A 21,382-nucleotide genomic window follows, 5' to 3' on the forward strand; every position below is an offset into this window, starting at 1 on the left:
CGTTCAACCGAATCGGCCCGCCACTCAGCGGAGATCTCGGCGGCGGAACCCGTAGAGGCCGACGGTGATCAGGGCCGCTGCGATCGCCAGCAGTACCGCCACCGGCAGTACCGCGAACTCACCGCCGGGCAGTTTGGGCAGGTGCGCGAAGGGATTCAGGTCGAGCAGTCCCTGCGGCATATCGCCCACCGACCCGATCAGGTACAACGCCACCGCGGCCACGAACAGGCCCCACACGGTGCTCGCCCGGCGCGGCAGCAGCCCGAAACCGGCCACGGCCAGCCCGGTGAACACCCACACCGCCGGCAGCTGGACCAGCGCGCCGCCGAGCACCCGGCCCAGCTTCCCGGACACGTCGTGGGCGGCGATTCCGTACACCACGCCACAGCACAGTCCCGAGACCAGCAGTGCCAGTGCGGGTCCGGCCAGCGCGAACAGCAGATGCGAGGTGGCCCAGCGGATCCGGCCCACCGCCGCGGCGAGCACCGGCTCGGCCCGGTCCGCGTTCTCCTCACCGGACAGGCGCAGCGCCGAGGAGATCGACATCCCGGCCGCCATCAGGCCGAGCATGGTGAACATGGCCACCAGCACGGCGTCCTCCAGCCGCTGGGTGCCGCCCAGCCGTTCGATCACGTCGATCGCGGTCTTGCTGGATCCGATCTGGTCGCCGATGCCGTGTACCACGCTGCCGATCACCGTGCCGTACAAGGCGAATCCGATCGTCCAGGCCACGATCGTGCCGCGCTGCAGCCGCCAGGCCAGCCCGATCGGCCCGGTCAGTGCCCGCCCGGCCGTGGGCGGCCCGAGTCGCTCGGCCAGCAGGCCCGCGCCCAGATCACGGTGGCGCAGCAGCGCGTACGCGAGCAGCGTCAGCAGCACGGCGGCCACCACGTGCAGGCTCAACACCCACCAGCGGTCACCGGCGAAGGGCCGGACCTGCAGCGACCAGCCCAGCGGCGACAGCCAGGTGAGCGGGTTGGCCGGTCCGTCCCCGGACCGCATGTCGCCGACCGCGCGCAGCAGGAAAGCCGTTGCGAGGACGGCGAATCCGATCCCGCGCGCGGTCCGCGCACTGGCCGACAACTGCGCGGTCACCGCGGCCACCGTCGCGAACACCACACCGGCGCCCGCCTCGGCCAGCCCGAAGGCCAGTGAACCCGCCAGCGGTACGCCCGCGCTCGAAATGCTCAGTGCGGAAACAACTCCGGTGGCCACTGCGGCGCCGCAGGCCAGCAGCAGGGCCGCGGTCAGGTTGGCGAGCCGGCCCACCCGCGTTGCCGCGAGCAGCTCCTCCCGGCCGCTCTCCTCCTCGGCGCGAGTGTGCCGGATGACGGTGAGGATCGTGGCGATCGCGATGATCGCGTGGAACATTCCCGCCTTCCACACCCCGGCCGCGCCGTGCGAGATGTTGTACATCGGGCCGTACATGGCCAGTTCGGCGGGACTGTTCAGGATGCTCTGCCGGAAGCTCTCCAGTTCGGTGGGCGTGGAGTACACCTTGTTGGTGCTGGTGACGTACACGCTGCCCAGCGGCAGCGACAGCAGCAGCACCCACAGCGGCAGGACGATCCGGTCGCGCCGCAGGTACAGCCGGAGCAGACGCCCGGTGCCGGTGAATTCCGAAGCGCTGCGCACGAATCCGGCATCGGGACGGGCGAGGGTGGTGGTCATTTCGCGGCCTGCGCTTTCACCGGTGTCGCGGCCTCGTCGGCGGGTTCCTGGCCGTCGAGCGAATAGTGGCGCAGGAACAGCTCTTCCAGGGTCGGCGGCTGGCTGACCAGGCTGCGGATCCCGGCGTCACCGAGGACCTTGATCAGCTCGCCCAGATGCGCGGAGTCGACCTGGCAGCGCAGGGTCGAACCCTCGCGGGAGATGTCCTCGACACCCTCGATCCGGCTGAGATCGCCGGGGTCGCCGATCAATTCGGCGGTGATCGAGGTGCGGGACAGGTGCCGCATCTCGGCCAGTGAACCGCTCTCCACGGTCTTGCCCGCCCGGATGATGGTGACCCGATCGCACAGTGCCTCGACCTCGGACAGGATGTGGCTGGACAGCAGCACCGTGGTGCCGCGCGCGGACGCCTCGCGGACGCATTCGCGGAAGAGCTGTTCCATCAACGGATCCAGGCCCGAGGTGGGTTCGTCGAGCAGCAGCAGCCGCGCCGTGGAGGAGAACGCCGCGATCAGGGCGACCTTCTGCCGGTTGCCCTTCGAATACGCGCGGGCCTTCTTGCGCGGATCGAGTTCGAACCGCTCGATCAGCTCGGCCCGCCGCGCGTTGTCCACGCCGCCGCGCATGGACCCGAGCAGGTCGATGGTCTCACCACCGGACAGCGACGGCCACAGCGTCACATCGCCTGGTACGTAGGCTAGTTCGCGATGCAGGGCCACAGCGTCGGACCACGGGTCGCGGCCCAGGACCGTGGCCTCGCCGGAGGTCCGGGCCAGCATGCCGAGCAGGACCCGGATGGTGGTGGACTTGCCGGCACCGTTCGGGCCGAGGAAGCCGTGGACCTCGCCCTCGTTGACGGTGAGGTCGAGGCCGTCGAGGGCGCGCACGGCGCCGAAGTGCTTGTGGAGTCGTGCTACCGCGATGGCGGGTGCCGGTGTCGATGTCGAGGACATCGGATCTCCTTGTCGGATGAGGTGATTCAGGTGGTGGTGTCGCGAAGTGTCTGCAACGCCATGGAATCGGTGAGCAGGCCGTCGGTGTAGATCTCCAGGCCGGGCAGGAGCATGGCGTCGCTGTATTCGCGCAGCACCGCCCGGAAGTCGAGGGGACCGGGGTGGTGGGCCTGGTACATCCGCAGGAACAGCAGCAGTCCGCCGCCGTTCTGCAGGGCCATGTACCGGGCCATGGCCGGGACGTCGTCGATCGGGCGCAGGGTGCCGGCGGCGATGCCGGTGCGGAGATAGCCCTCGGTGTCGCTGATCATTTGCTCGATCAGTGCGACCGCGAGCGGCCCGCCGTCCTGCAGGTGCCGCATCAGGTAGGCGATGTAGGGCGCGAAACCCTCGATATCGGCCAGTGACTGCAGCAGTCCCTGTGGCGTCGGCCGTTCGAGGTATTCGGTCTTCGATGCCCGGATGACCGAGCGCACGTAGTCGTCGCATGTCGCACGTAGGCCGTCCTTGGACCCGAAATGGTGATTGACCAGCCCGGGGGATACCCCGGCGGCGGCCGCGATCGCCCGCACACCGACCGCGAAGCCCTCGGTGGCGAACACCCCGATCGCGGCGTCGCGGATGCGGGCCCTGGTGGACAGGTCCTCCGTGGGGTCGTCGCCCGAGCGCCGGATTGAACGCATGTTCAATAGATTAAACGCGTGTTCAATCGGATGCAAGGGGTGTGCCCCGATGTGGCTGGCAACTCGCGTTACCCGCCCGGGCACTCCGCTTTCAACCCCGCGAGGCGCAGAGCAGACCGTCCCCGACCGGGATCAGCACACTGGTCAGTTGCTCGTCCTCGGCGACCGCCCGCGTCGCCGCCCGCACCGCCAGCGTGACCGGGTCGGTATGGGCCGGGTCCGGCACCCGGCCGCCCAGCAGCGCGTTGTGCAGCACGATCGCCCCGCCCGGCCGCAACAACCGCACCGCCTGCGCCACATACATCGGGTGCTCGATCGGCGCGCAATCGATGAACACCAGGTCGTAGGCCCCGTCGGCCAGCCGGGGCAGCACGTCCAGCGCCCGGCCGTTGATCAGCCGGGTCCGCGCCGGCGGCACCTCCGCGGTCCGGAACGCCTCCCGGGCGGCCCGCTGATGTTCGGGCTCGGAATCGATGGTGGTCAGCGTGGAATCCTCCCGCATCCCGTCCAGCAGCCACAGCCCGCTCACCCCCGCGCCGGTGCCCACCTCGACCACCGCCCGCGCGCCCAGGAGCTGGGCATGCATGCTCAGCAGGGCACCCACCGACGGCGGAACCGGAGTCGCACCCAGCTCCACCGCGCGCTCGCGGGCGGCGAGCAGCACCTCGTCTTCGACGACGGACTCCTCGACATAAGCGAGGTTGCGATGCAGGGCCGGCGAGGCCGAAACGAAGCTCACGGCCCCAGGCTAGCCGCGCGAGTGCCATACGGCCCGGTGGCGACCCCAAAGCCGGACGATTTTTTCTCAGGTGTCGCTCAGCCTCTCCATACGACTGCCACATCGGGACCAGACAGAGTGATCTCACGCAAGGCCGGCCGACCGCCGGACCGGCGCAGGGAACAACCGGCATCCAGCCGCTGTTGGACCACAGGACGACCACACCGATCGTTCGGGCGCCGATCCAGGTCCCGAGTAGGAGGTACTCCCATCCACAAGGTCGATGCGACGCGCAAGCACGCCACACTCGCCCAGTCGAGCCTGCCCACAGACGGCAGCATCACCACCTACGAGCTGCCCGACTTCGCCACCGAACAGCCGGAACCCGCACCGTACGACCCCGCCGAGGGCGACGGCGCCGAGGGCCCGCTGTCGGGTACCGCCGCGTTCGACGCCACCGGCGACCGCACCCGGATGCCCACCTGGGACGAACTGGTCCGCGAGCACGCCGACCGGGTCTACCGGCTGGCCTACCGCCTGACCGGTGACCCGCAGGACGCCGAGGACCTCACCCAGGAGACGTTCATCCGCGTCTTCCGCTCGCTGCAGAACTACCAGCCCGGCACCTTCGAGGGCTGGCTGCACCGCATCACCACCAACCTGTTCCTCGATATGGTCCGGCGCCGCAACCGAATTCGGATGGAAGCGCTGCCCGAGGACTACGAGCGGGTCCCGGCCGACGGGCCGAGCCCCGAGCAGGCCTACCACGAGGCCAACCTCGACCCCGACCTGCAGCGCGCACTCGACTCGCTCGCCCCGGAGTTCCGGGCCGCGGTCGTGCTCTGCGATATCGAGGGCCTTTCCTACGAAGAGATCGGCGCCACGCTCGGCGTCAAGCTCGGCACCGTGCGCAGCCGTATCCACCGCGGGCGGCAGGCACTGCGCGACTACCTTGCGCATAATGGAGTCGAGCAGCGGTTCGCCGCTGACGAGAAGATCGGATGAGCGCCGGCCGCGACAGCGGCCCCTCCTTCGAGCATGTCGTCCGTCGGAAAGGTATGCACTGTATGAGTGGCGAGCGGCCGCGTTTCGCCTCCACCGAGCATCTGGCCACCGAGGCGATCGCCGCGTATGTCGACGGTGAGCTCCGCATGAACGCGTACCTGCGTGCCGCGGAGCACCTGGCCAAGTGCGTCGATTGCGCCGCCGAGGTCGATGCCCAGCAGCAGGCCCGGATCGCATTGCGTCAGGCGGCGCAGTGCCGGATCTCGGCGCCGCTGAACCTGCACGACTCCCTGAGCCGGATTCCGCTGGCGGGATCGAGCACGATCGGCGAAATCGCTTCGGACAGCAAGCGGTGGTCCGGTTGGTGGCGCAAGTAGAGTTCGACGAGTGACCAACGAATCGACGAATTCCGGCACGCCCTCGGACGAACCGAGTTCCCGGCCCGCTGACGAGTCCGTCACAGGAACCGGCCCGGCTGCCCAGCCGGCGAACGGTTCCGCCGCGCCCCAGGACGCCGAGCCGGCCACTGCCGCCGGTGACGCCGACGCCGAGACCGTGCGCTTCGGTACCCGCGCCGAGGTCGAATCCGCCGCGACGGCCGCCGACGCCGAGACCGTGCGTTTCGGCACGCGCGCCGAGGTCGAGCCACCGGCCGAGAAGCGGGCGCCCGAACCGCCCGCCGCCGGCAATCTGCGCCCCTCCGACGCCCCGGTGCTGGGCCCGCGCCCGGTGCACCGCCCACAGATCGATTCGCTGACCGCGCGTGCCTTCCGCCGGCCCAAGGGCCAGGGCGGTTCCTTCGCGCCGCGTCCCGCGGCCGCCGCCGCACCGGCGGGTGACCTCGAACCGGTCAACAGACCACCCGACGCCGTGCTCGCCGAGGCGTTCGGCCGCCCGGCCGGATCCGACGAACTGCTGCAACGGGATCCGGATGCCGCGAACGCCGAGGCCGGTGCCCCGGCCGCGCCGGCCGACCCGTGGCGGGACCCGGAGGCCGGTGCCCGGCTGGGCCTGCCCGCCGTGCCGCCCACCGCGCAGGCCGCGCTCGGCGCCGCCCCCAAGCTGACCGCGCGCGAAGTGCTGTTCGGTGACCGCGTTTCGCCGCGTGCCCTGGTGGTGCTGGGCGGGCTGGCCGCCGGCGTCGGCCTGGCCGCGGGTGTGATCGGCGGCTTCTTCGGCGGCCTGACCGCCTCGCCGGTACTGACCTCGCGCAAGGTGACGATTCAGCAGGAGAGCGCGCCCGGCAAGCCGCACAGCCAGGTCGCCAAGGTGGCCGACGCGGTGCTGCCGTCGGTGGTGTCGATCAGCGAGATCGTGGGCGACCAGGGTGCCAGCGGTTCCGGCGTGGTCATCGACGGCGGCGGCTACATCGTCACCAACAACCACGTGATCTCCATGGTCGCCATGGACACCTCGGGCAAGGGCAAGATCACCGTCACCTTCCGGGACGGCACCAAGACGCCCGCGACGCTGGTGGGACGCGACCCGAAGACCGACCTCGCGGTGCTCAAGGTCGAGGCCAACAACCTGACCGTGATCCGCTTCGGCAAGTCCGACGACGTGCGGGTCGGGGACGACGTGCTGGCCATCGGCTCGCCGCTCGGCCTGAAGGAGACCGTCACCTCGGGCATCGTCAGCGCGCTGCACCGGGCCATGAAGGAGACCCCCGAGCCCGGCGACGACACCGCCGGCGCCTACGACGCGGTGCAGACCGACGCCGCGATCAACCACGGCAACTCCGGTGGCGCGCTGGTCGACAGCGAGGGTCGCCTGATCGGGATCAACACCGCGATCATCTCCGACAGCGGCGGCTCGGTCGGCCTGGGTTTCGCGATCCCGGTCGACCTGGTGCAGCGCATCGCGCAGACGATCATCCGGGACAAGGTCGTCTACCACCCGTGGCTGGGCGTGAGCGCCAAGTCGCAGGCGGTCGAGAACGACGCGCTCAGCGGCGCCCAGGTGGCCGACGTGAACGCCGGGAGCCCGGCCGCCAAGGCGGGTATCGCCGAGGGCGATGTCATCGTCAAGGTGGGTGACCGGCAGATCAACGATCCCGCCGAGCTCACCGTGGCGGTGCAGTCCCGGCAGATCGGCGAGACGGTCACCCTGAGCGTGATCCGCGACGGCCGGCAGGTGGATATCCCGGTCACGCTGGAATCCGATAAAGACGCACCGGCGCCTCCGAAGTAGACACCACCGAAGTAACCTGGGGCAATGTTCAACATCGGCTGGCCCGAAATGGTGATCCTCGTGGTCGCCGCGCTGATGATCCTCGGGCCCGAACGGCTCCCGGAGGCCATTCGCTGGACCGCGCGCTCGATGCGCCAGGTTCGCGAATACGCCACCGGGGCCACCAGCCAGCTGCGCAGTGAGCTCGGCCCGGAACTCGACGAGATCCGCAAGCCGCTCGAGGAACTGCAGCAGCTGGCCAAACCGTTGCAGGAGTTGCGGGGGATGACACCCCGTGGTCTGGTGACGAAGCATTTGCTCGACGGTGACGACTCGCTGTTCACCGGCAAGTTCGACGGAAATAGCGACAAACCGACCGCTCCGCAGGCGCCGGAGATCTCCGCGCCCGCGGCGACCTGGACGCCGCCGCAACCGCCGAAACCGCTGGCCCGCAACGAGGAACCGCCGATCGACTTCGACGCGACCTGAATTCCGAAGGCTCGGAGTGCAATTTACGCCGCTCCGGATGCGAATTCTGTGTGAATTAATGTCAACCGGGCTATACCTGTTCGCCTGTCGAGCTATCTAGACTTCCTGCATGTCGGCCGACGAGGTGGCACGGGTGTTCGCGATCGAAGACAAAGTCGAACGTCTCAAGGCGGCTACCGAAGGTGTCGCACAAGCCCAGCAGACCATCAACGAACTCACGCGCATCCGCCGCGCGGTGATCCGGGATCTCCATGCCGAAGGCTGGACGTTCGCGAGAATCGGTGCCGCGGCGGGACTTTCCCGGGCGCGCATCCATCAGGTCAGTACCCAGGGCCCGGCCCCGGAGGGGCTGTTCTTCGGGCACGGACCGCTGACCATCCTCACTCCGGACGTGCGGGCCACCACCCGTGCCGCCCCGCTGGTCGGTGCGCCGGACACCGCCGCACCACACCGATTGCACGAGCTGCTCAAGGAACTCGGCTTCTCGGTGGCGGTGGAACGCTTCCTGCCCGGGCGCCCGCTGGATCTCGACCGGGACGGGCTGATCGTGCTCGGCGGCCCCGAATTGTCGCCCAGCCTGCGATATCTGGTGGCCACCGACCCGCGGCTGCGCCGGACCGTCGCCCGCGCCGGCCGGGTCCGCCGCGGTATCGAGGACCGTGCCGCGCGGCGCGTGTACCGGCCCGGCGGTACCGAACCGTACGACATCGCCTATCTCGCACGCCTTCCCCGGCCCGACGGCCACGGCACCGCCCTGGTCATCGACGGCCTGCACCCGCCCGGATCACTGGGCGCGATCCGGCTGCTGGCCACCCGGCTCGCCACCCTGCACGAGCGTGCCGGCGCGCACCCGTTCTCCGCAGTGGTCGGCGTCCGCTACGACCGGGGGACCGGCGACCCGCTGGAAGCGGATCTGCTCACCCCGATCTACCGCCACGAACGCTGAGCGTCATGCGGTGCGGCGGTTGAGATCCCGTGCCAGCAGGGCCACCGAGGCATAGGAGATGCCGGTGGTGGTGGTCAGGTCGAGCGCGGTCAGCTGGGCGATCCGGCGGATGCGGTGGTCGAGCGTGTTCGGGTGGACGAACAGGCGGCGCGCGGTGAGCTGGCGATTGAGATCGTTGCTCAGATAGGTGCGCAGTGTGTCGAGGAGTTCGGGGTGCTTGTCCAGCGGGGCCAGCACGGCGACGAGCTGGTCGACGGCGGGACCCGGCCGGGTGAGCTGGTATTCGAAGGCGAGGTCGGCCGGGTCGTAGAGGCCGGGCGGCCGGCGGGCGGCGGCGCAGAGGCCGACCAGTTCGTGCGCGCGTTCGGCGGCTTCGGGGATGTCCGCGGTGACGGCGGTGACCACCACCGCGGTCAACGGCACCTCGGCGGCCTCCGACAGCTCGGCCAGCACGTCGGCGGTCAACGCCGGACCGGCCACGGTCTTGCGCGCCGATCCGGGCCCAGCCGGGCGGCCGGGGACCGGGACGAGCACGGTGCCGCCGCGCGGGCTGAGCAGGGTGAGGGTGCTGGGATCGAAGATCTTCGCCACCGCCGACTGCACGCGTCGCAGCTTGCGCCGCGCCGCGACCTCACCGTCCACCCGCGGATCCTGCTCATCGGGATGCGGGGGAATCGACACGGCCACAACCTGATACGAGTCGGCCACCGGAATCGCCGACTGCCGGGCGGGTAGCGAGCGGCCGTGCCCGCTCAGCAGCGTCGACGCGAGAGTCTGGGCGACGGAATGATGTTCGCGGGCCACCAGGCGAGCTTCGGCGGTGTAGGCCGTGGTCGCCGCGACGGTGATCACCTCGAGCAGTTCGAGCACCAGATCGACGACCGTGATCAGTTCCTCGTGGTCCTCGGCTCGGGCCCGCGCGGTCACCAGGCCGAGCCCGATCCGCATGCCCTCGTGGTAGGCCCGCAGGATGGTCTCCAACGGGACCCCCTCGCGTGCCCAGCGACTGGCCGAGGACGAAACCTCTTCCAGCCCATCGGCTTCGGGCACGGTCTGGCGGTCGAGCATGTCCACCACGATCGCCAGGAACTGCCGGGTCACCTGGGTGACGTCGCCACGCAGCAGCTCGCCGGGCAGTGTCCGGCAGGGGGCCAGACAGGTGGCGAAATACTCCACCAGGGTCGAGGCGACCACGCCGGTGTTGCGGAGCGGAAGCGAGGCCGGGCTGCCGTCGAGTTGCAGGGTGGTGCCGGTGAAGTCGGCGGTGATGTCGAGTTCGGAAAAGTGCATCGCATGGCTCCGTTGCCTGCTCGGGGCGACCGCGGGAGGCGGGGGATTTCCCACCCTAGGTCAGATATATACGCCGTATGTTCCGTTTTCCGGCGGTCGCTGCGGTGGCCGTCGGCGCGGGATTGGGACTTCTCACACCCGCCCGCCGGGCCGCGTCGTGTGAAGGTCGAACGTCGCCGCAACTGTCGTCTTCGCCCCCCTTCGCCTTCCTAATCTTCGCCTCGGATGCCGGCACCGCAGCCGGAATCGCTAGGAAGGACACTGATATGGGCCGGAACTACAGGCGACGGGTACTGACCGCCGCGGCGATCGCGACCGCCGCGATCTGCGCGATCGTCCCGGGCACGGCCGGCGCGGCCACCGTGCAGGATCTGGTGAACGCGATCAACGCGGGCCAGACGACGGTCACCAAGGCGCTGGCGGACACCGGGATCTCCTCGCCCACCCATTCCACCATCCCGACCGGGCAGGGTCCGGTCATGTCGTCCGCGCTCGTCGCTGTCACCTATTCGATGGCCAACGCGGAGACCGCGCCGCAGGGGGCCAACGACTGGACCTGCAAGCCGAGTGCGGCGCATCCGGAACCCGTTGTCCTGCTGCACGGTTCGTGGATGAACGCCTTCGACGCCTTCTCGTATCTGTCGCCGCAGATCAAGTCGGCCGGATTCTGTGTCTACGCACTGAATTACGGTGAGGAGGGCCTGATCCAGGGCGGTGGCCTGGGCGCACTCATCCCGGGCCGCAACGGAGTCGGGCCGATGGAGGACTCCGCGAAGCAGCTGTCGGCCTTCGTCGACAAGGTGCTCGCCTCGACCGGCGCCAAGAAGGTGAACATCGTCGGTCACTCGCAGGCCGGGCCGGTCTCCGACCAGTACATGAAGTTCGAAGGCGGCGCGTCCAAGGTGGACCAGCTGATCACCTTCGGCGCCACCACGCACGGCACCACCCTGGACGGCATCGCCACCCTCGGGCAGCGGATGTCCGGCTACGGTATCGACGCGCTCGGCATCAGTTCGGTCTTCGTCGGTCAGGGGCTGATCGAGCAGGTGACCGGTTCACCGTTCTACGCGAAGCTGAATGCCAACGGCGATACCGTCCCCGGCGTCACCTACACCACGGTCGCCACGTCCAACGACGAGGTCTCCACTCCGCCCAGTGCCACGTTCCGGACCGCCGTCCCCGGCGCCACCGTCCACAACATCACCCTGCAGGACGGCTGCGGCATCGACTGGTCGGACCATCTGACGATGCTGTACTCGCCGCGCGCCGCCTCGATCGCCCTGCACGCCCTCGACCCGGCCGGACACCCGAACCTGGTGTGCCAGTTCAACCCCTGGCTGCTCTGAGCACTCGCCCGGTCTCGGCCCCCGCCGCTGCGGGGGCCGAGTTGCGTTGCGGCACAGTCAAACCCACACGCCCTTGCCGACGGTGACCACACCGCCCGCGCTGACCGCGAACCGGTGCCGGTCGCGCTCCAGATCGACCCCGATGATCTCGCCGTCACCCACCAGCACGTTCTTGTCCAGAATGGCCCGGCGTACCACCGCACCCCGGCCCACCCGCACGCCCGGCATGAGCACGCAGCCCTCGACCGTCGCGCCGTCCTCCACGAACACGTTCGAGCTCAGCACCGAGTTGCGGACCGTGGCCGCGGACAGGATGCTGCCCGAGCCCACGATGCTCTCCTGTGCCAGCCCGCCCTGGGCGAACTTGGCCGGAGGCAGGTTCTCGGTCGCGCCCCGGATCGGCCAGTGCCGGTTGTAGAGGTTGAAGATCGGCTGCACCGACACCAGATCCATGTGGGCGTCGTAGAAGGCGTCGATGGTACCCACGTCCCGCCAGTAGCCGCGGTCGCGCTCGGTGGAACCGGGAACCTCGTTGCCCGCGAAGTCGTAGACGCCGGCCTCGCCCCGGCGCACCAGCGCGGGAATGATGTCGCCGCCCATGTCGTGGTCGGAGTCCTGGTTCTCGGCGTCGGCCCGGATCGCCTCCACCAGCACGCGGGTGGTGAACACGTAGTTGCCCATCGACGCGTAGGTCATGTTCGGGTCGTCCGGGGTGCCCGGGGGATGGATCGGTTTCTCCAGGAAGCCGACGATGCGGCCGGTCTCGTCGGAATCGATGCAGCCGAAGGCACTGGCCTCGCTGCGCGGCACCCGGATGCCCGCGACCGTCACCCCGGCGCCCGAGGCGATGTGGTGGGCGACCATCTGCTCGGGATCCATCCGGTACACGTGGTCGGCACCGAACACCACGATGTACTCGGGGTCCTCGTCGTAGATCAGGTTCAGCGACTGCATGATCGCGTCGGCGCTGCCGGTGTACCAGCGCGGTCCCAGCCGCTGCTGCGCCGGCACCGGAGTGATGTACTCACCGCCGAACCCGGACAGCCGCCAGGTCTGCGAGATGTGCCGGTCGAGCGAATGCGACTTGTACTGGGTGAGCACACAGATGCGCAGGAACCCGGCATTGACCAGGTTGCTGAGCACGAAGTCGATCAGGCGGTAGGCCCCGCCGAACGGGACCGCGGGTTTGGCCCGGTCCTTGGTGAGCGGAAACAGCCGCTTGCCCTCGCCGCCGGCGAGGACGATTCCCAGGACGTGCGGCTGGCTCCTCACGGTCTCAACCTAGCCGTTCGGCTCGGCGGTCGCGCGCGCCCCGGTTCGATCGCGGCGTTTCGGCGACCTGGTCCGGTGGATTTCGGACGAAAAACCGCTACCGTTGACCGGGTGAGTTCCGGCACGGCAGACGACAACGGGCCGCGCGGCACCGGTCCGGATCGGCGGACCACGGTGCCGGAGCTGCTGCTCGATCCCGGGACCGGGCGGCTGCGGGTGGCGATCATGACCCGGGAGTATCCGCCCGAGGTGTACGGCGGTGCCGGAGTCCACGTCGAACATCTGGTCCGGCAACTCGAGAAACTCGCCGACGTCACGGTGCACTGCATGGGCGGCCAGCGGATCGATGCCGTCGCCCACCAGCCGGATCCGATGCTCTACGCGGCCAATTCGGCCCTGCAGATGATGTCGGCGCAACTGCGCATGGCCGATGCGGCCGAGGGCGCGGATATCGTCCATTCACACACCTGGTACGCCGGGCTGGCCGGTCATCTGGCCGCCAACCTGTACGGCGTCCCCCACGTGCTGACCGCGCATTCGCTGGAACCGCGCCGGCCGTGGAAGGCCGAGCAGCTCGGCGGCGGCTATCGGCTGTCGTCGTGGTCGGAACACAACGCGATGCACTACGCCGACGCGATCATCGCGGTCAGCGAGGGCATGCGGCGCGATGTGCTCTCTGCCTACCCGGAAGTGGATCCGGCACGGGTTCACGTGGTGCACAACGGGATCGACGCCGGCGTCTGGTTCCCCGGCGGCCCGCGCGCCGACGCCCGCGACCTGCTCGACGAACTCGGCGTGGACCGGACCGCGCCGATCGTGAGCTTCGTCGGCCGCATCACCCGGCAGAAGGGCGTACCCCATCTGCTGGCCGCGGCCCGCCGGTTCGAACCGGGCGTGCAGCTGGTGCTGTGCGCCGGCATGGCCGACACCCGCGAACTCGCCGACGAGGTCTCGGCGCTGGTGGCCGAACTCGCCGCCGAACGCGGCGGCGTGTTCTGGGTGCAGGAGATGCTGCCCACCGAGATGGTCCGCCAGGTCCTGGCGGCGGCCACCGTCGCGGTCTGCGCCTCGATCTACGAGCCGCTGGGCATCGTGAACCTGGAAGCCATGGCCTGCGGCACCGCGGTCGTCGCGTCGGCCGTCGGCGGCATCCCGGAGGTGGTGGACGACGGCGTCACCGGGCTGCTGGTCCCCTACGACGGCGCCGATCCCGAAAGCTACGAGGCGGGCCTGGCCGCCGCGGTGAACCGGCTGATCGCCGACCCCGAGCGCGCCGCCGCCATGGGCGACGCGGGCCGGGCGCGCGCGGTCGCCCAATTCGGCTGGGACACTATCGCCGAACAGACGCTCGCCCTGTACGAGCGGCTGCGCCGGTAGGTCGTCGGCGACAATCGGCGCGGGCGCACAGAATCTCGGAGCCCGGGTCCACGCCGCTGCGAAGCGAGCGCGGCGTGGGTCGACGTGCCGAGCAACGTATGTGCGCGGGCAGCGAGCTCCGACGCAGCCTGCGCGACTGCGAAGTCCGCGCTTCGGTGATCGATGCAGCCGCCGGATCAGCGCGGCCGGTAGATCGAGACGGTGACCGATGCGGTGACGGCGACCCGCTCGGGCAATGCCGCGATCCGGGCGGGCCGGTCGGCCGGGGCGTGGAAGGCCGACGGTCCCATGGCCACCACCCGCTCGATATCGGTGTGGGTGAGGTCCATCGAGTACTCCACGCCGCTGCTGGCCACGGGTTCGAAGTGCCCGGACAGGGATTCGGTGAGTCGGGCTTCCTTGCCCGCGTCCACCGACACCATGGCCAGCGGTTCGATCAGTTCCGCCAGGTGCCGCACGGTCGGGGTGACCACGACGAACCGGCCGTCGCGATCGAGGATCCGCGCCACCTCGGCCGGGTTGCGCGGGGCGAACACCGACAGCACGTGGGTGAGGACACCGTCGCGGATCGGCAGCCGACGCCAGGCGTCGGCCAGGATCGAGGCGGCCCGGGGATGGCAGCGCGCGGCTCGGCGGGCGGCCGGTTTGGCCACGTCCAGGGCGATACCCGCGGCCGCCGGCGCGGCGTCGAGTGCCGCGCCCAGGTAGTAGCCGGTGCCCGAACCCACTTCCAGGATCGACGCCGGCAGCGCCGGTGCCGCGATCGCCGCTCCCACCGCCGCGGCGATCGGCGCGAAGTGCCCGGCGGCCTGGAAGGCGGCGCGGGCGTCGAGCATCTCGGCGGTGTCGCCGCTCATCTTGGTGGCGGCACCGGTCAGCAGGCTGACATAGCCCTGCCGGGCGATATCGAAACTGTGCCCCTGCGGACATCGCAACGCGCGGTCCCACACGGACAGCGGCGACCCGCATTCGGGGCAGGACAGGAGAGCGGCAACCGAATCGAGCGGGCGACCGGTTGCCGCATCGAGTGACCGCGCCGGATTCACCGGTGCGGACAGGTCGAGCTAGCTGGTGACATTCGTCAATTCGGCACCGAGCGCCTTGGCCTCGTCGGGTGTCAGTTCGACGACCAGCCGTCCGCCGCCCTCGAGTGGAACCCGCATCACGATTCCACGCCCTTCCTTGGTTGCCTCGAGGGGACCGTCCCCGGTGCGGGGCTTCATGGCCGCCATCCTCTGCTCCCTCCAAGTCCGCGCGGTCTGCTGCGCACTACTTCGAATCTTTGTGTTGTCACCAACAGGCAGCCCTCCGGACAACGCCAGGGGGCTGCACACGGTCTATTCTTCCTCATCGCTGATCCGACCGGGTACCTGAGTTCGAAAACCGACCGGCGTGGCGTGAGTCAGCCTTCACGGGAGTACCCAGCAATCGGCCAGATGATCGTCGACCATTCCGGTCGCCTGCATCAGGGCGTAGGCCGTGGTCGGGCCTACGAAACGGAACCCCCTGCGCTTGAGTTCCTTTGCGAGAGCGATGGATTCGGGTGAAGTGGCCGGTATGTCGGCGCCCGTCGCGGGGCGCGGCCGACGCTGCGGCGCGAACGACCAGAGCAGTTCGTCGAGGCCCGGTTCGAGCTCGCGGGCAACCTTCGCGTTCGCGATCGCGGATTCGATCTTGGCGCGATTGCGCACGATGCCCTGGTCCGCCATGAGTCGCTCGACGTCGGCCGCGGTGAACTCGGCGACCCGATCGATGGCGAAATCGGCGAAGGCGGCCCGGAAGGCCGGGCGCTTGCGCAGGATGGTGATCCACGCCAGCCCGGACTGGAAGGCCTCCAGACAGAGTCGCTCGAACAGCGCGTCGTCACCGTGCAGCGGACGACCCCACTCGGTGTCGTGATACTCGACGTACAGCTGCGAGGGGCCCGCCCAGGAACACCGGACCCGGCCGTCGGCGGCGGGAGGCGCGCTCACTGCCCGGCCGCGGGACCGGGTGTACCCGGCGCGGAGGCCGGATAGCCGACGGTGGGCGCCGCGGGGTACGCGGCGCCGGGCTGCGCCGGATAGTCGGCGACCGGCGTCACCGAGACCCCGCCGCCGCGCGCGATATCCAGCTCGGTCTCGAGTTCGTCGATGCGGTCGGCGAGCCGGGCCAGCGCCCAGTCCACCTCGCTGGCCTTGTAGCCGCGCACGACCTGCTGGAAGCGCAGTGCGCGGACGTCGTCGCCGCCGATGCCGATGGCGGGCAGCGCCGTAGCGGTCGTGCCGGCCGGCAGCGGCGGCAGATCCTCGCCACGCCCGAACACGGCACTGGCGACGAGGAACAGCACCCCGGCCACCAAGCCGACGATCAGCACGTACAACAGCAGCGTAAGCATGCGACGAGCATAAAGCAGGGGTCCGACAGTGTCCCGGGTCCGGCACAGCGGCCGGGACCCGGTTCCCTCGGCGTCCTACAGGTGGCGGGTGGTGTCGATGCTCAGCGACATGCCGGCCAGCCCGCGGCGGCGGACGGCCAGCTTCTCGGTGATCTCGAGCAGGGCGGCGGCCGAGGAGTTCCGCGGGTCGCGCAGCACGATCGGGGTGCCCTCGTCGCCGGCCTCGCGCAGTTCCTGGGTCAGCGGGATCTGGCCCAGCAGCGGCACGTTCGCACCGACCGCGCGAGTCAGGTTGTCGGCCACCGTCTGCCCACCGCCCGAGCCGTAGAGGTCCATCCGGGTGCCGTCGGGCAGATCCAGCCAGGACATGTTCTCGATGACGCCCGCGATCCGCTGTCGGGTCTGCAGCGCGATCGAACCGGCCCGCTCCGCGACCTCGGCGGCGGCCAGCTGCGGGGTAGTGACGACCAGGATCTCCGCGTTCGGGATCAGCTGGGCCAGCGAGATGGCCACATCGCCGGTGCCCGGCGGCAGGTCGAGCAGCAGGATGTCCAGGTCGCCCCAGAACACGTCGGCCAGGAACTGCTGCAGCGCGCGGTGCAGCATCGGGCCGCGCCACACCACAGGTGTGTTGCCCTGGGTGAACATGGAGATCGAGATGACCTTCACGTCGTGTGCGATCGGCGGCATGATCATCCGCTCGACCTGGGTGGGGCGCTGGTCGGTACCGAGCATGCGCGGCACCGAGTGGCCGTAGATGTCGGCGTCGAGCACACCGACCGACAGGCCGCGCGCGGCCAGCGCGGCCGCGAGATTGACTGTGACGCTGGACTTTCCGACGCCACCCTTCCCGGAGGCGACCGCGTACACCCGGGTCAGGGAGCCGGGCTGGGCGAACGGGATGACCGGTTCGGCGGCGTCGCCGCGCAGCTTCTTGCGCAGTTCGGTGCGCTGCTCGTCGTCCATCACGTCGAGGTCGACGGTGATCGCACCCGCGCCCGGGACGTCGCTGATAGCCTTCGTCACCCGCTCGATGATGGTGGTGCGCAGGGGGCACGCCGACGTCGTCAGGTAGACCACCACGTCGACGGCGCCGTCGGCACCGACCGCGACACTCTTCACCATGCCGAGTTCGGTGATCGGCTTGCGGATCTCCGGGTCGTCCACCTTTGCGAGCGCGGCCCGCACATCCGCTTCCGTTACCACTGGCATGTGGCCGAGTTTAGGCGCTGGCCTCCGATGGCGCGGAACTCACCCCACCAGGTGCGAACCCGCCGGTTGTACCGGGGTTGCGAGGTATGTCCGGCCGGAGGTGGCGGGTGGCGGGCCTCCGGCCGGACGACCTCACATGCGGGCGCCGACGGTGGTGGCGGGGGCCGGTGCGGCGGGCACCGGTGCGGCGGCGGCCGCCGCGTCGCGGTACTTGGACTCCCAGGCCATCACGTTCATCACGTAGGCCATCGAGTTGTTGTAGCGCATGATCGCCTTCGTGCGCTGCGCCTCGCTGTTCATGTCCAGGCCACCCGAGCACAGGTACTTGCCGGCCGTGAGGGCCGCGTCGTAGATGTTCTGCGGGTCGGAGACACCGCTGTCGCGGCCGTCGGCGGCGTACTTGCGGTAGGTCTCGGGCAGGAACTGCATGGGACCCACGGCGCGGGCGTAGGAGTCCATGCCGTCGAGCGCGCCACCGTCGGTCTCGCGGACCGCGATGTTGCCGGCCAGGGTGCCGTTGAGCACAGGGCCGTAGACCGGCTTGATCGGGTAGCCTTCGGCGTCGAGTTTGCCGTAGGCGTGGTGGGATTCGACCTGGCCGATGCCCGCCAGGATCGACCACGACATGTGGCAGTCCGGATTCTCTTCTGCCAGAACGTCTTGCGCGTGGTGGTAGGCGGTGTTCGCGACACCGGGGATGCCGCCGGGGGCGGCGGGGAGATCGGCGGCGGCCCGGTCCTCGGCCAGCGACACCGACTTGACCACCGGCGGCGCGGGCTGGTGCGCCATGTGCATCAGCTCGTCGGGCTGCGCGTTCGCGGCGGGCTGGGCGGCCGGATCGCCGTGCGCCAGCGGCATGATCATGAATTCGGCGGTGTTCACGGCGGACGCGCCGGCGGTGACCGCCGCGAATCCGGCCGGAACCATGCCGGTGAGTGCGATAACGGATCCACGCCGCACCTGAGTGGCCGGCTGCTTGCGATGGCGTCCCACGATCGGGTGACCCTCCAATGCTCGCTGTGCGCCTGTTGTGGCACAACGAGTATCAGGTTACCGCATTCGAGATCTTTTCGTTACTGCTTCGTGATCGGTCGCAAGGTTTCGAATGCGGTTGCAGGGCCGGGGTTATAGGTGCCGGGAATTACTGCGGGGGAGCGGGCAGCGGAATGACGATGCCGAACGGCAACGTGAATCCGGGGGCCTGGGTGGGCGCGGCGGCGGGAGCCTCCGGCGCCGGGGCGTCCTGCGTCAGCACCACGTCCGGGGTGGTCTCGGGGGTGGCCTCCAGGGCCGGAGCGGCCGGCTGCTGACCCGCGTCGCCCGGTGTGCCGGGCTGGGTCGGCGCCGGAGCGGCCGCCTGCGGCGCGCAGCCGGCCGGTGCCGCGGGCGGTGTGGCGGCCTTCGCGTTCGGGTCGCCGGGTTGCGCATTCACGTCACCCGGCTGGGCGTTCGGGTCCGCCGGTTGCGCGTTCGGGTCACCGGGCTGCGCGTGCGAGTCGCCGGGCTGCGCGTTCGGATCGCCCGGCTGCGCGTTCGGATCCGCGGCCGGGTCGCCGTCGGTGGTGGCCGCGACCGGGGCGCCGGGGTTGTTCGGGTCGGCCGCGCCCGGTGCCTGCTGGGTGCGGCCCAGCATCCAATCACGCAGTTGCGCAGGAAGATTCGGGGAGGCCGCGCGCGGGGGGAGGCCCGGGTTGCACGGGTCCGGTGGCGGCGGCGGGCAGAAGATGCCGCACGGGATCGGCGGCAGGCCGGGGATATTGATCATCACCGGCGCCGGCACCGTGGCCGTGGTCGTGCTGGGCGCGGCGGGGGCGCCCTGCTCGGGGGTCGGCTTGAGCGTGTTGACCGCGACCATGTCCGGCCCGGTGGGGATCTGGTTGGTGCCCGGCGGGACGAGGTCGGGGGAGATGGCGACCGTGACCGGCGCGCCGCCGGTCCGGTAGGCGGTGGACCAGCTCAATACCTGCGAGGCGTAGGCCAGAGAGTTGTTGTAGCGCAGCACCGCTCGCAGTTCCTGCGCCGGATCGCGCAGATCCTCACCGCCGGAACACAGATACTTGCCCGCGGCGAGCGCGGCGTCGAACACGTTGTTCGGGTCGGGGTGGCCGTCGCCCTTGGCGTCGGCGGCGTAGTGGTTCCAGGTGCTGGGCAGGAACTGCATCGGCCCGATGGCGCGCACGTAGGTGCCGTCGGCGGCGCGGATCACCTCGTTGCCGGGCAGCGTGCCGTCCAGGGCCGGGCCGTAGATGACGCCGACGGTGGTGCCGTTGGCGTCGGTGCGGCCGTTGCCGGCGTGGTTGGACTCGACCTTGCCGATGCCCGCCAGCAGATTCCACGGCAGGTTGCAGCCGGGGTTCGAGGACTGCAGGGCCAGTTCGGCATTGCGGTACGCGGCCAGCACGATCTCCGGGATGCCGAGCGTGCCGCCGCCGGGCAGCAGAATGTCGTGCAGCGGAACGGTTCCCGCGAACGGAGGCAGCCCGCCGGTTGTCATTGCCCGAAGTTTGCGGGGCGGTTCGGGGGCCGCCGGAACCAGACCGACCTGTTCGATCGTGTCGCTGTCGGCGACCAGAGCGGGGGCGGCGACCGGAATGCGTGCGGGGGCAGTCGGTCGCGCGGCAGTGTGCACCGCCGAACCCGAGACCATCACACCCGCCACCATCAGCGCCGATACGGTAACCGGTCCGGACAAGCGCATCCGCCCACCAACTCCCCTCGTACGTTCTGGCAACCGTCCCGCTGACGAAGAACGGCTCGGAACATCCGCTCCAGGTTACCGAGTGGTCGGCCCGTTGTATCCGATTTATGCGGCCAGTCGCGGCCCGTACGTTGAGAAATCGGGCCCGGATAGACTCCCGATCGACGCGTAGAAGGAGGCAGTCGATGACGTCACGGCGCTCTGTGCTGGCCGTTCCGGGCAGTAACACCAAGATGATCGAGAAGGCCAAGGGGTTGCCGGCCGACGAGGTGTTCCTGGATCTCGAGGACGCGGTCGCGCCCGTCGCGAAGGCCGCCGCGCGCGAGAACGTGGTCGCCGCACTGAATTCCCCGGGCTGGGGCGATCAGGTGAAGGTGGTGCGGGTCAACGACTGGACCACCGAATGGACCTACGCCGACGTGATCGCCGTGGTGTCGGGCGCCGGCGCGGCACTCGACGCGATCCTGCTGCCCAAGGTGCTCGACGGCGCCCAGGTGCGCGCGCTGGATCTGCTGCTGACCCAGCTGGAGAAGGCCCACGGACTCGAGGTCGGCCGGATCGGCATCGAGCCACAGATCGAGAATGCGCTGGGCCTGCGCAACATCGACGAGATCGCCACCGCCAGCCCGCGCGTGCAGACTCTCGTGTTCGGTCCCGCGGACTTCATGGCCAGCATCAACATGCGCACGCTGGTGGTCGGCGAACAGCCCGAGGGATACGACACCGGCGACGCCTACCACCACATCCTGATGACCATCCTGCTCGCCGCCCGCGCCCACGGCCTGCAGGCGATCGACGGCCCCTACCTGCAGATTCGCGATCTCGACGCGTTCCGGCGGGCCGCATCACGCACGGCCGCACTGGGTTTCGACGGCAAGTGGGTGCTGCACCCCACCCAGATCGAGGCCGCCAACGAGATCTTCAGTCCTCGCCAGGCCGAATACGACAAGGCCGAGGAGATCCTGGAGGCCTACGCGTACCACACCTCCGAGGCCGGCGGCGCGCGCGGCGCGGTGATGCTGGGCGAGGAGATGATCGACGAGGCCAGCGCCAAGATGGCCCAGGTGGTCGCGGAGAAGGGGCGCGCGGCCGGCATGACCCGCACCACCCGCTTCGAGCCGCCGGTACATGCCGGTTGAGCGTCGGCCGGGCCGGCATTGAGCACGGTCTCACCGA

At 70.0% G+C, this 21,382-nt stretch carries 21 protein-coding genes; 8 read left to right on the forward strand and 13 right to left on the reverse strand.

Annotated elements, in window-relative coordinates:
• Positions 1-24 precede the first annotated feature (24 nt).
• From EBN03_RS01345 to EBN03_RS01360, 4 genes are all read right to left on the reverse strand, one after another.
• Positions 25-1,671, reverse strand: coding sequence for an ABC transporter permease (locus EBN03_RS01345; protein WP_122185984.1), 1,647 nt, complete (start codon positions 1,669-1,671; stop codon positions 25-27).
• On the reverse strand, positions 1,668-2,624 hold the full coding sequence (locus tag EBN03_RS01350) for an ABC transporter ATP-binding protein (RefSeq protein ID WP_122185985.1): 957 nt from the start codon (positions 2,622-2,624) through the stop codon (positions 1,668-1,670). The genes EBN03_RS01345 and EBN03_RS01350 overlap by 4 nt, the downstream gene beginning before the upstream one ends.
• Before the next feature lie 26 nt (positions 2,625-2,650).
• Positions 2,651-3,307, reverse strand: coding sequence for a TetR/AcrR family transcriptional regulator (locus EBN03_RS01355; protein WP_122185986.1), 657 nt, complete (start codon positions 3,305-3,307; stop codon positions 2,651-2,653).
• Between the two features lie 91 nt (positions 3,308-3,398).
• Entirely contained in the window at positions 3,399-4,046 is a 648-nt protein-coding gene (locus EBN03_RS01360; protein WP_233608030.1) for an O-methyltransferase, read from the reverse strand.
• Between the two features lie 408 nt (positions 4,047-4,454).
• Here EBN03_RS01360 and sigE point away from each other — a divergent pair, with 408 nt between their 5' ends.
• The 5 genes from sigE (at position 4,455) to EBN03_RS01385 (ending at position 8,634) form a co-directional block, all read left to right on the forward strand.
• Positions 4,455-5,030 carry an RNA polymerase sigma factor SigE gene (gene sigE / locus EBN03_RS01365; RefSeq protein WP_233608153.1) on the forward strand — a complete coding sequence of 192 codons (576 nt, stop codon included), beginning with the start codon at positions 4,455-4,457 and terminating at the stop codon, positions 5,028-5,030.
• Positions 5,031-5,092: 62 nt separating this feature from the next.
• The gene (locus tag EBN03_RS01370; protein WP_122185987.1) at positions 5,093-5,407 is read left to right on the forward strand and encodes a hypothetical protein; all 315 of its coding nucleotides are present in this window, start codon (positions 5,093-5,095) and stop codon (positions 5,405-5,407) included.
• A gap of 313 nt (positions 5,408-5,720) precedes the next feature.
• Complete coding sequence (locus EBN03_RS01375) at positions 5,721-7,220, forward strand: S1C family serine protease (RefSeq protein ID WP_233608154.1); 1,500 nt, start codon at positions 5,721-5,723, stop codon at positions 7,218-7,220.
• Positions 7,221-7,244: 24 nt separating this feature from the next.
• Entirely contained in the window at positions 7,245-7,688 is a 444-nt protein-coding gene (tatB, locus tag EBN03_RS01380) for a Sec-independent protein translocase protein TatB (RefSeq protein WP_122185989.1), read from the forward strand.
• A gap of 109 nt (positions 7,689-7,797) precedes the next feature.
• Positions 7,798-8,634, forward strand: a complete 837-nt coding sequence (locus tag EBN03_RS01385) for a hypothetical protein (protein ID WP_122185990.1) — start codon at positions 7,798-7,800, stop codon at positions 8,632-8,634.
• A 3-nt stretch (positions 8,635-8,637) separates the two neighbouring features.
• Here EBN03_RS01385 and EBN03_RS01390 read toward each other — a convergent pair whose 3' ends face one another.
• On the reverse strand, positions 8,638-9,924 hold the full coding sequence (locus EBN03_RS01390; protein ID WP_122185991.1) for a PucR family transcriptional regulator: 1,287 nt from the start codon (positions 9,922-9,924) through the stop codon (positions 8,638-8,640).
• Between the two features lie 266 nt (positions 9,925-10,190).
• On the opposite strand from EBN03_RS01390, the gene EBN03_RS01395 reads away from it, so the two are divergent.
• A complete protein-coding gene (locus EBN03_RS01395) occupies positions 10,191-11,270 on the forward strand; it encodes an esterase/lipase family protein (protein ID WP_122185992.1) in 1,080 nt (359 codons plus the stop codon).
• 57 nt (positions 11,271-11,327) lie between these two features.
• Here EBN03_RS01395 and glgC read toward each other — a convergent pair whose 3' ends face one another.
• On the reverse strand, positions 11,328-12,542 hold the full coding sequence (glgC, locus tag EBN03_RS01400) for a glucose-1-phosphate adenylyltransferase (RefSeq protein ID WP_122185993.1): 1,215 nt from the start codon (positions 12,540-12,542) through the stop codon (positions 11,328-11,330).
• A 210-nt stretch (positions 12,543-12,752) separates the two neighbouring features.
• Here glgC and glgA point away from each other — a divergent pair, with 210 nt between their 5' ends.
• Positions 12,753-13,919, forward strand: a complete 1,167-nt coding sequence (gene glgA, locus EBN03_RS01405; protein ID WP_122186711.1) for a glycogen synthase — start codon at positions 12,753-12,755, stop codon at positions 13,917-13,919.
• 176 nt (positions 13,920-14,095) lie between these two features.
• On the opposite strand, the gene EBN03_RS01410 is transcribed toward glgA, so the two are convergent.
• The 7 genes from EBN03_RS01410 to EBN03_RS01440 all read right to left on the reverse strand — a co-directional run bounded on the left by EBN03_RS01410 (position 14,096) and on the right by EBN03_RS01440 (position 20,206).
• The gene (locus EBN03_RS01410; protein ID WP_407671080.1) at positions 14,096-14,902 is read right to left on the reverse strand and encodes a putative RNA methyltransferase; all 807 of its coding nucleotides are present in this window, start codon (positions 14,900-14,902) and stop codon (positions 14,096-14,098) included.
• 81 nt (positions 14,903-14,983) lie between these two features.
• Positions 14,984-15,151 (reverse strand): DUF3117 domain-containing protein, encoded by a 168-nt coding sequence (locus EBN03_RS01415; RefSeq protein WP_122185995.1) that lies wholly within the window; start codon positions 15,149-15,151, stop codon positions 14,984-14,986.
• 177 nt (positions 15,152-15,328) lie between these two features.
• Positions 15,329-15,892: a DNA-3-methyladenine glycosylase I gene (locus EBN03_RS01420; protein WP_122185996.1), complete on the reverse strand. Its 564-nt coding sequence runs from the start codon at positions 15,890-15,892 to the stop codon at positions 15,329-15,331.
• Positions 15,889-16,296, reverse strand: a complete 408-nt coding sequence (locus tag EBN03_RS01425) for a DivIVA domain-containing protein (RefSeq protein WP_122185997.1) — start codon at positions 16,294-16,296, stop codon at positions 15,889-15,891. Before EBN03_RS01425 ends, EBN03_RS01420 begins: the two co-directional genes overlap by 4 nt.
• Before the next feature lie 75 nt (positions 16,297-16,371).
• The gene (locus EBN03_RS01430; RefSeq protein ID WP_122185998.1) at positions 16,372-17,508 is read right to left on the reverse strand and encodes an Mrp/NBP35 family ATP-binding protein; all 1,137 of its coding nucleotides are present in this window, start codon (positions 17,506-17,508) and stop codon (positions 16,372-16,374) included.
• A 132-nt stretch (positions 17,509-17,640) separates the two neighbouring features.
• Entirely contained in the window at positions 17,641-18,501 is an 861-nt protein-coding gene (locus EBN03_RS01435) for a lytic transglycosylase domain-containing protein (protein WP_122185999.1), read from the reverse strand.
• A 148-nt stretch (positions 18,502-18,649) separates the two neighbouring features.
• On the reverse strand, positions 18,650-20,206 hold the full coding sequence (locus tag EBN03_RS01440) for a lytic transglycosylase domain-containing protein (RefSeq protein WP_122186000.1): 1,557 nt from the start codon (positions 20,204-20,206) through the stop codon (positions 18,650-18,652).
• Positions 20,207-20,391: 185 nt separating this feature from the next.
• Between EBN03_RS01440 and EBN03_RS01445 the strand changes: the two genes are divergently transcribed.
• Positions 20,392-21,345, forward strand: coding sequence for an HpcH/HpaI aldolase/citrate lyase family protein (locus tag EBN03_RS01445; RefSeq protein WP_122186001.1), 954 nt, complete (start codon positions 20,392-20,394; stop codon positions 21,343-21,345).
• The last annotated feature ends 37 nt before the right edge of the window (positions 21,346-21,382 follow it).

This window comes from Nocardia stercoris, from assembly GCF_003696265.1.
In the GTDB taxonomy this organism is placed as follows: domain Bacteria; phylum Actinomycetota; class Actinomycetes; order Mycobacteriales; family Mycobacteriaceae; genus Nocardia; species Nocardia stercoris.

What these genes read in the sequence shown, in the direction of transcription:
- EBN03_RS01345 (WP_122185984.1), bottom strand. Translation starts at nt 1,671, where the DNA reads ATGACCACCACCCTCGCCCGTCCCGATGCCGGATTCGTGCGCAGCGCT.
- EBN03_RS01350 (WP_122185985.1), bottom strand. Translation starts at nt 2,624, where the DNA reads ATGTCCTCGACATCGACACCGGCACCCGCCATCGCGGTAGCACGACTC.
- EBN03_RS01355 (WP_122185986.1), bottom strand. Translation starts at nt 3,307, where the DNA reads ATGCGTTCAATCCGGCGCTCGGGCGACGACCCCACGGAGGACCTGTCC.
- EBN03_RS01370 (WP_122185987.1), top strand. Translation starts at nt 5,093, where the DNA reads ATGAGTGGCGAGCGGCCGCGTTTCGCCTCCACCGAGCATCTGGCCACC.
- tatB (WP_122185989.1), top strand. Translation starts at nt 7,245, where the DNA reads ATGTTCAACATCGGCTGGCCCGAAATGGTGATCCTCGTGGTCGCCGCG.
- EBN03_RS01385 (WP_122185990.1), top strand. Translation starts at nt 7,798, where the DNA reads ATGTCGGCCGACGAGGTGGCACGGGTGTTCGCGATCGAAGACAAAGTC.
- EBN03_RS01390 (WP_122185991.1), bottom strand. Translation starts at nt 9,924, where the DNA reads ATGCACTTTTCCGAACTCGACATCACCGCCGACTTCACCGGCACCACC.
- EBN03_RS01395 (WP_122185992.1), top strand. Translation starts at nt 10,191, where the DNA reads ATGGGCCGGAACTACAGGCGACGGGTACTGACCGCCGCGGCGATCGCG.
- EBN03_RS01415 (WP_122185995.1), bottom strand. Translation starts at nt 15,151, where the DNA reads ATGGCGGCCATGAAGCCCCGCACCGGGGACGGTCCCCTCGAGGCAACC.
- EBN03_RS01425 (WP_122185997.1), bottom strand. Translation starts at nt 16,296, where the DNA reads ATGCTTACGCTGCTGTTGTACGTGCTGATCGTCGGCTTGGTGGCCGGG.
- EBN03_RS01430 (WP_122185998.1), bottom strand. Translation starts at nt 17,508, where the DNA reads ATGCCAGTGGTAACGGAAGCGGATGTGCGGGCCGCGCTCGCAAAGGTG.
- EBN03_RS01440 (WP_122186000.1), bottom strand. Translation starts at nt 20,206, where the DNA reads ATGCGCTTGTCCGGACCGGTTACCGTATCGGCGCTGATGGTGGCGGGT.
- EBN03_RS01445 (WP_122186001.1), top strand. Translation starts at nt 20,392, where the DNA reads ATGACGTCACGGCGCTCTGTGCTGGCCGTTCCGGGCAGTAACACCAAG.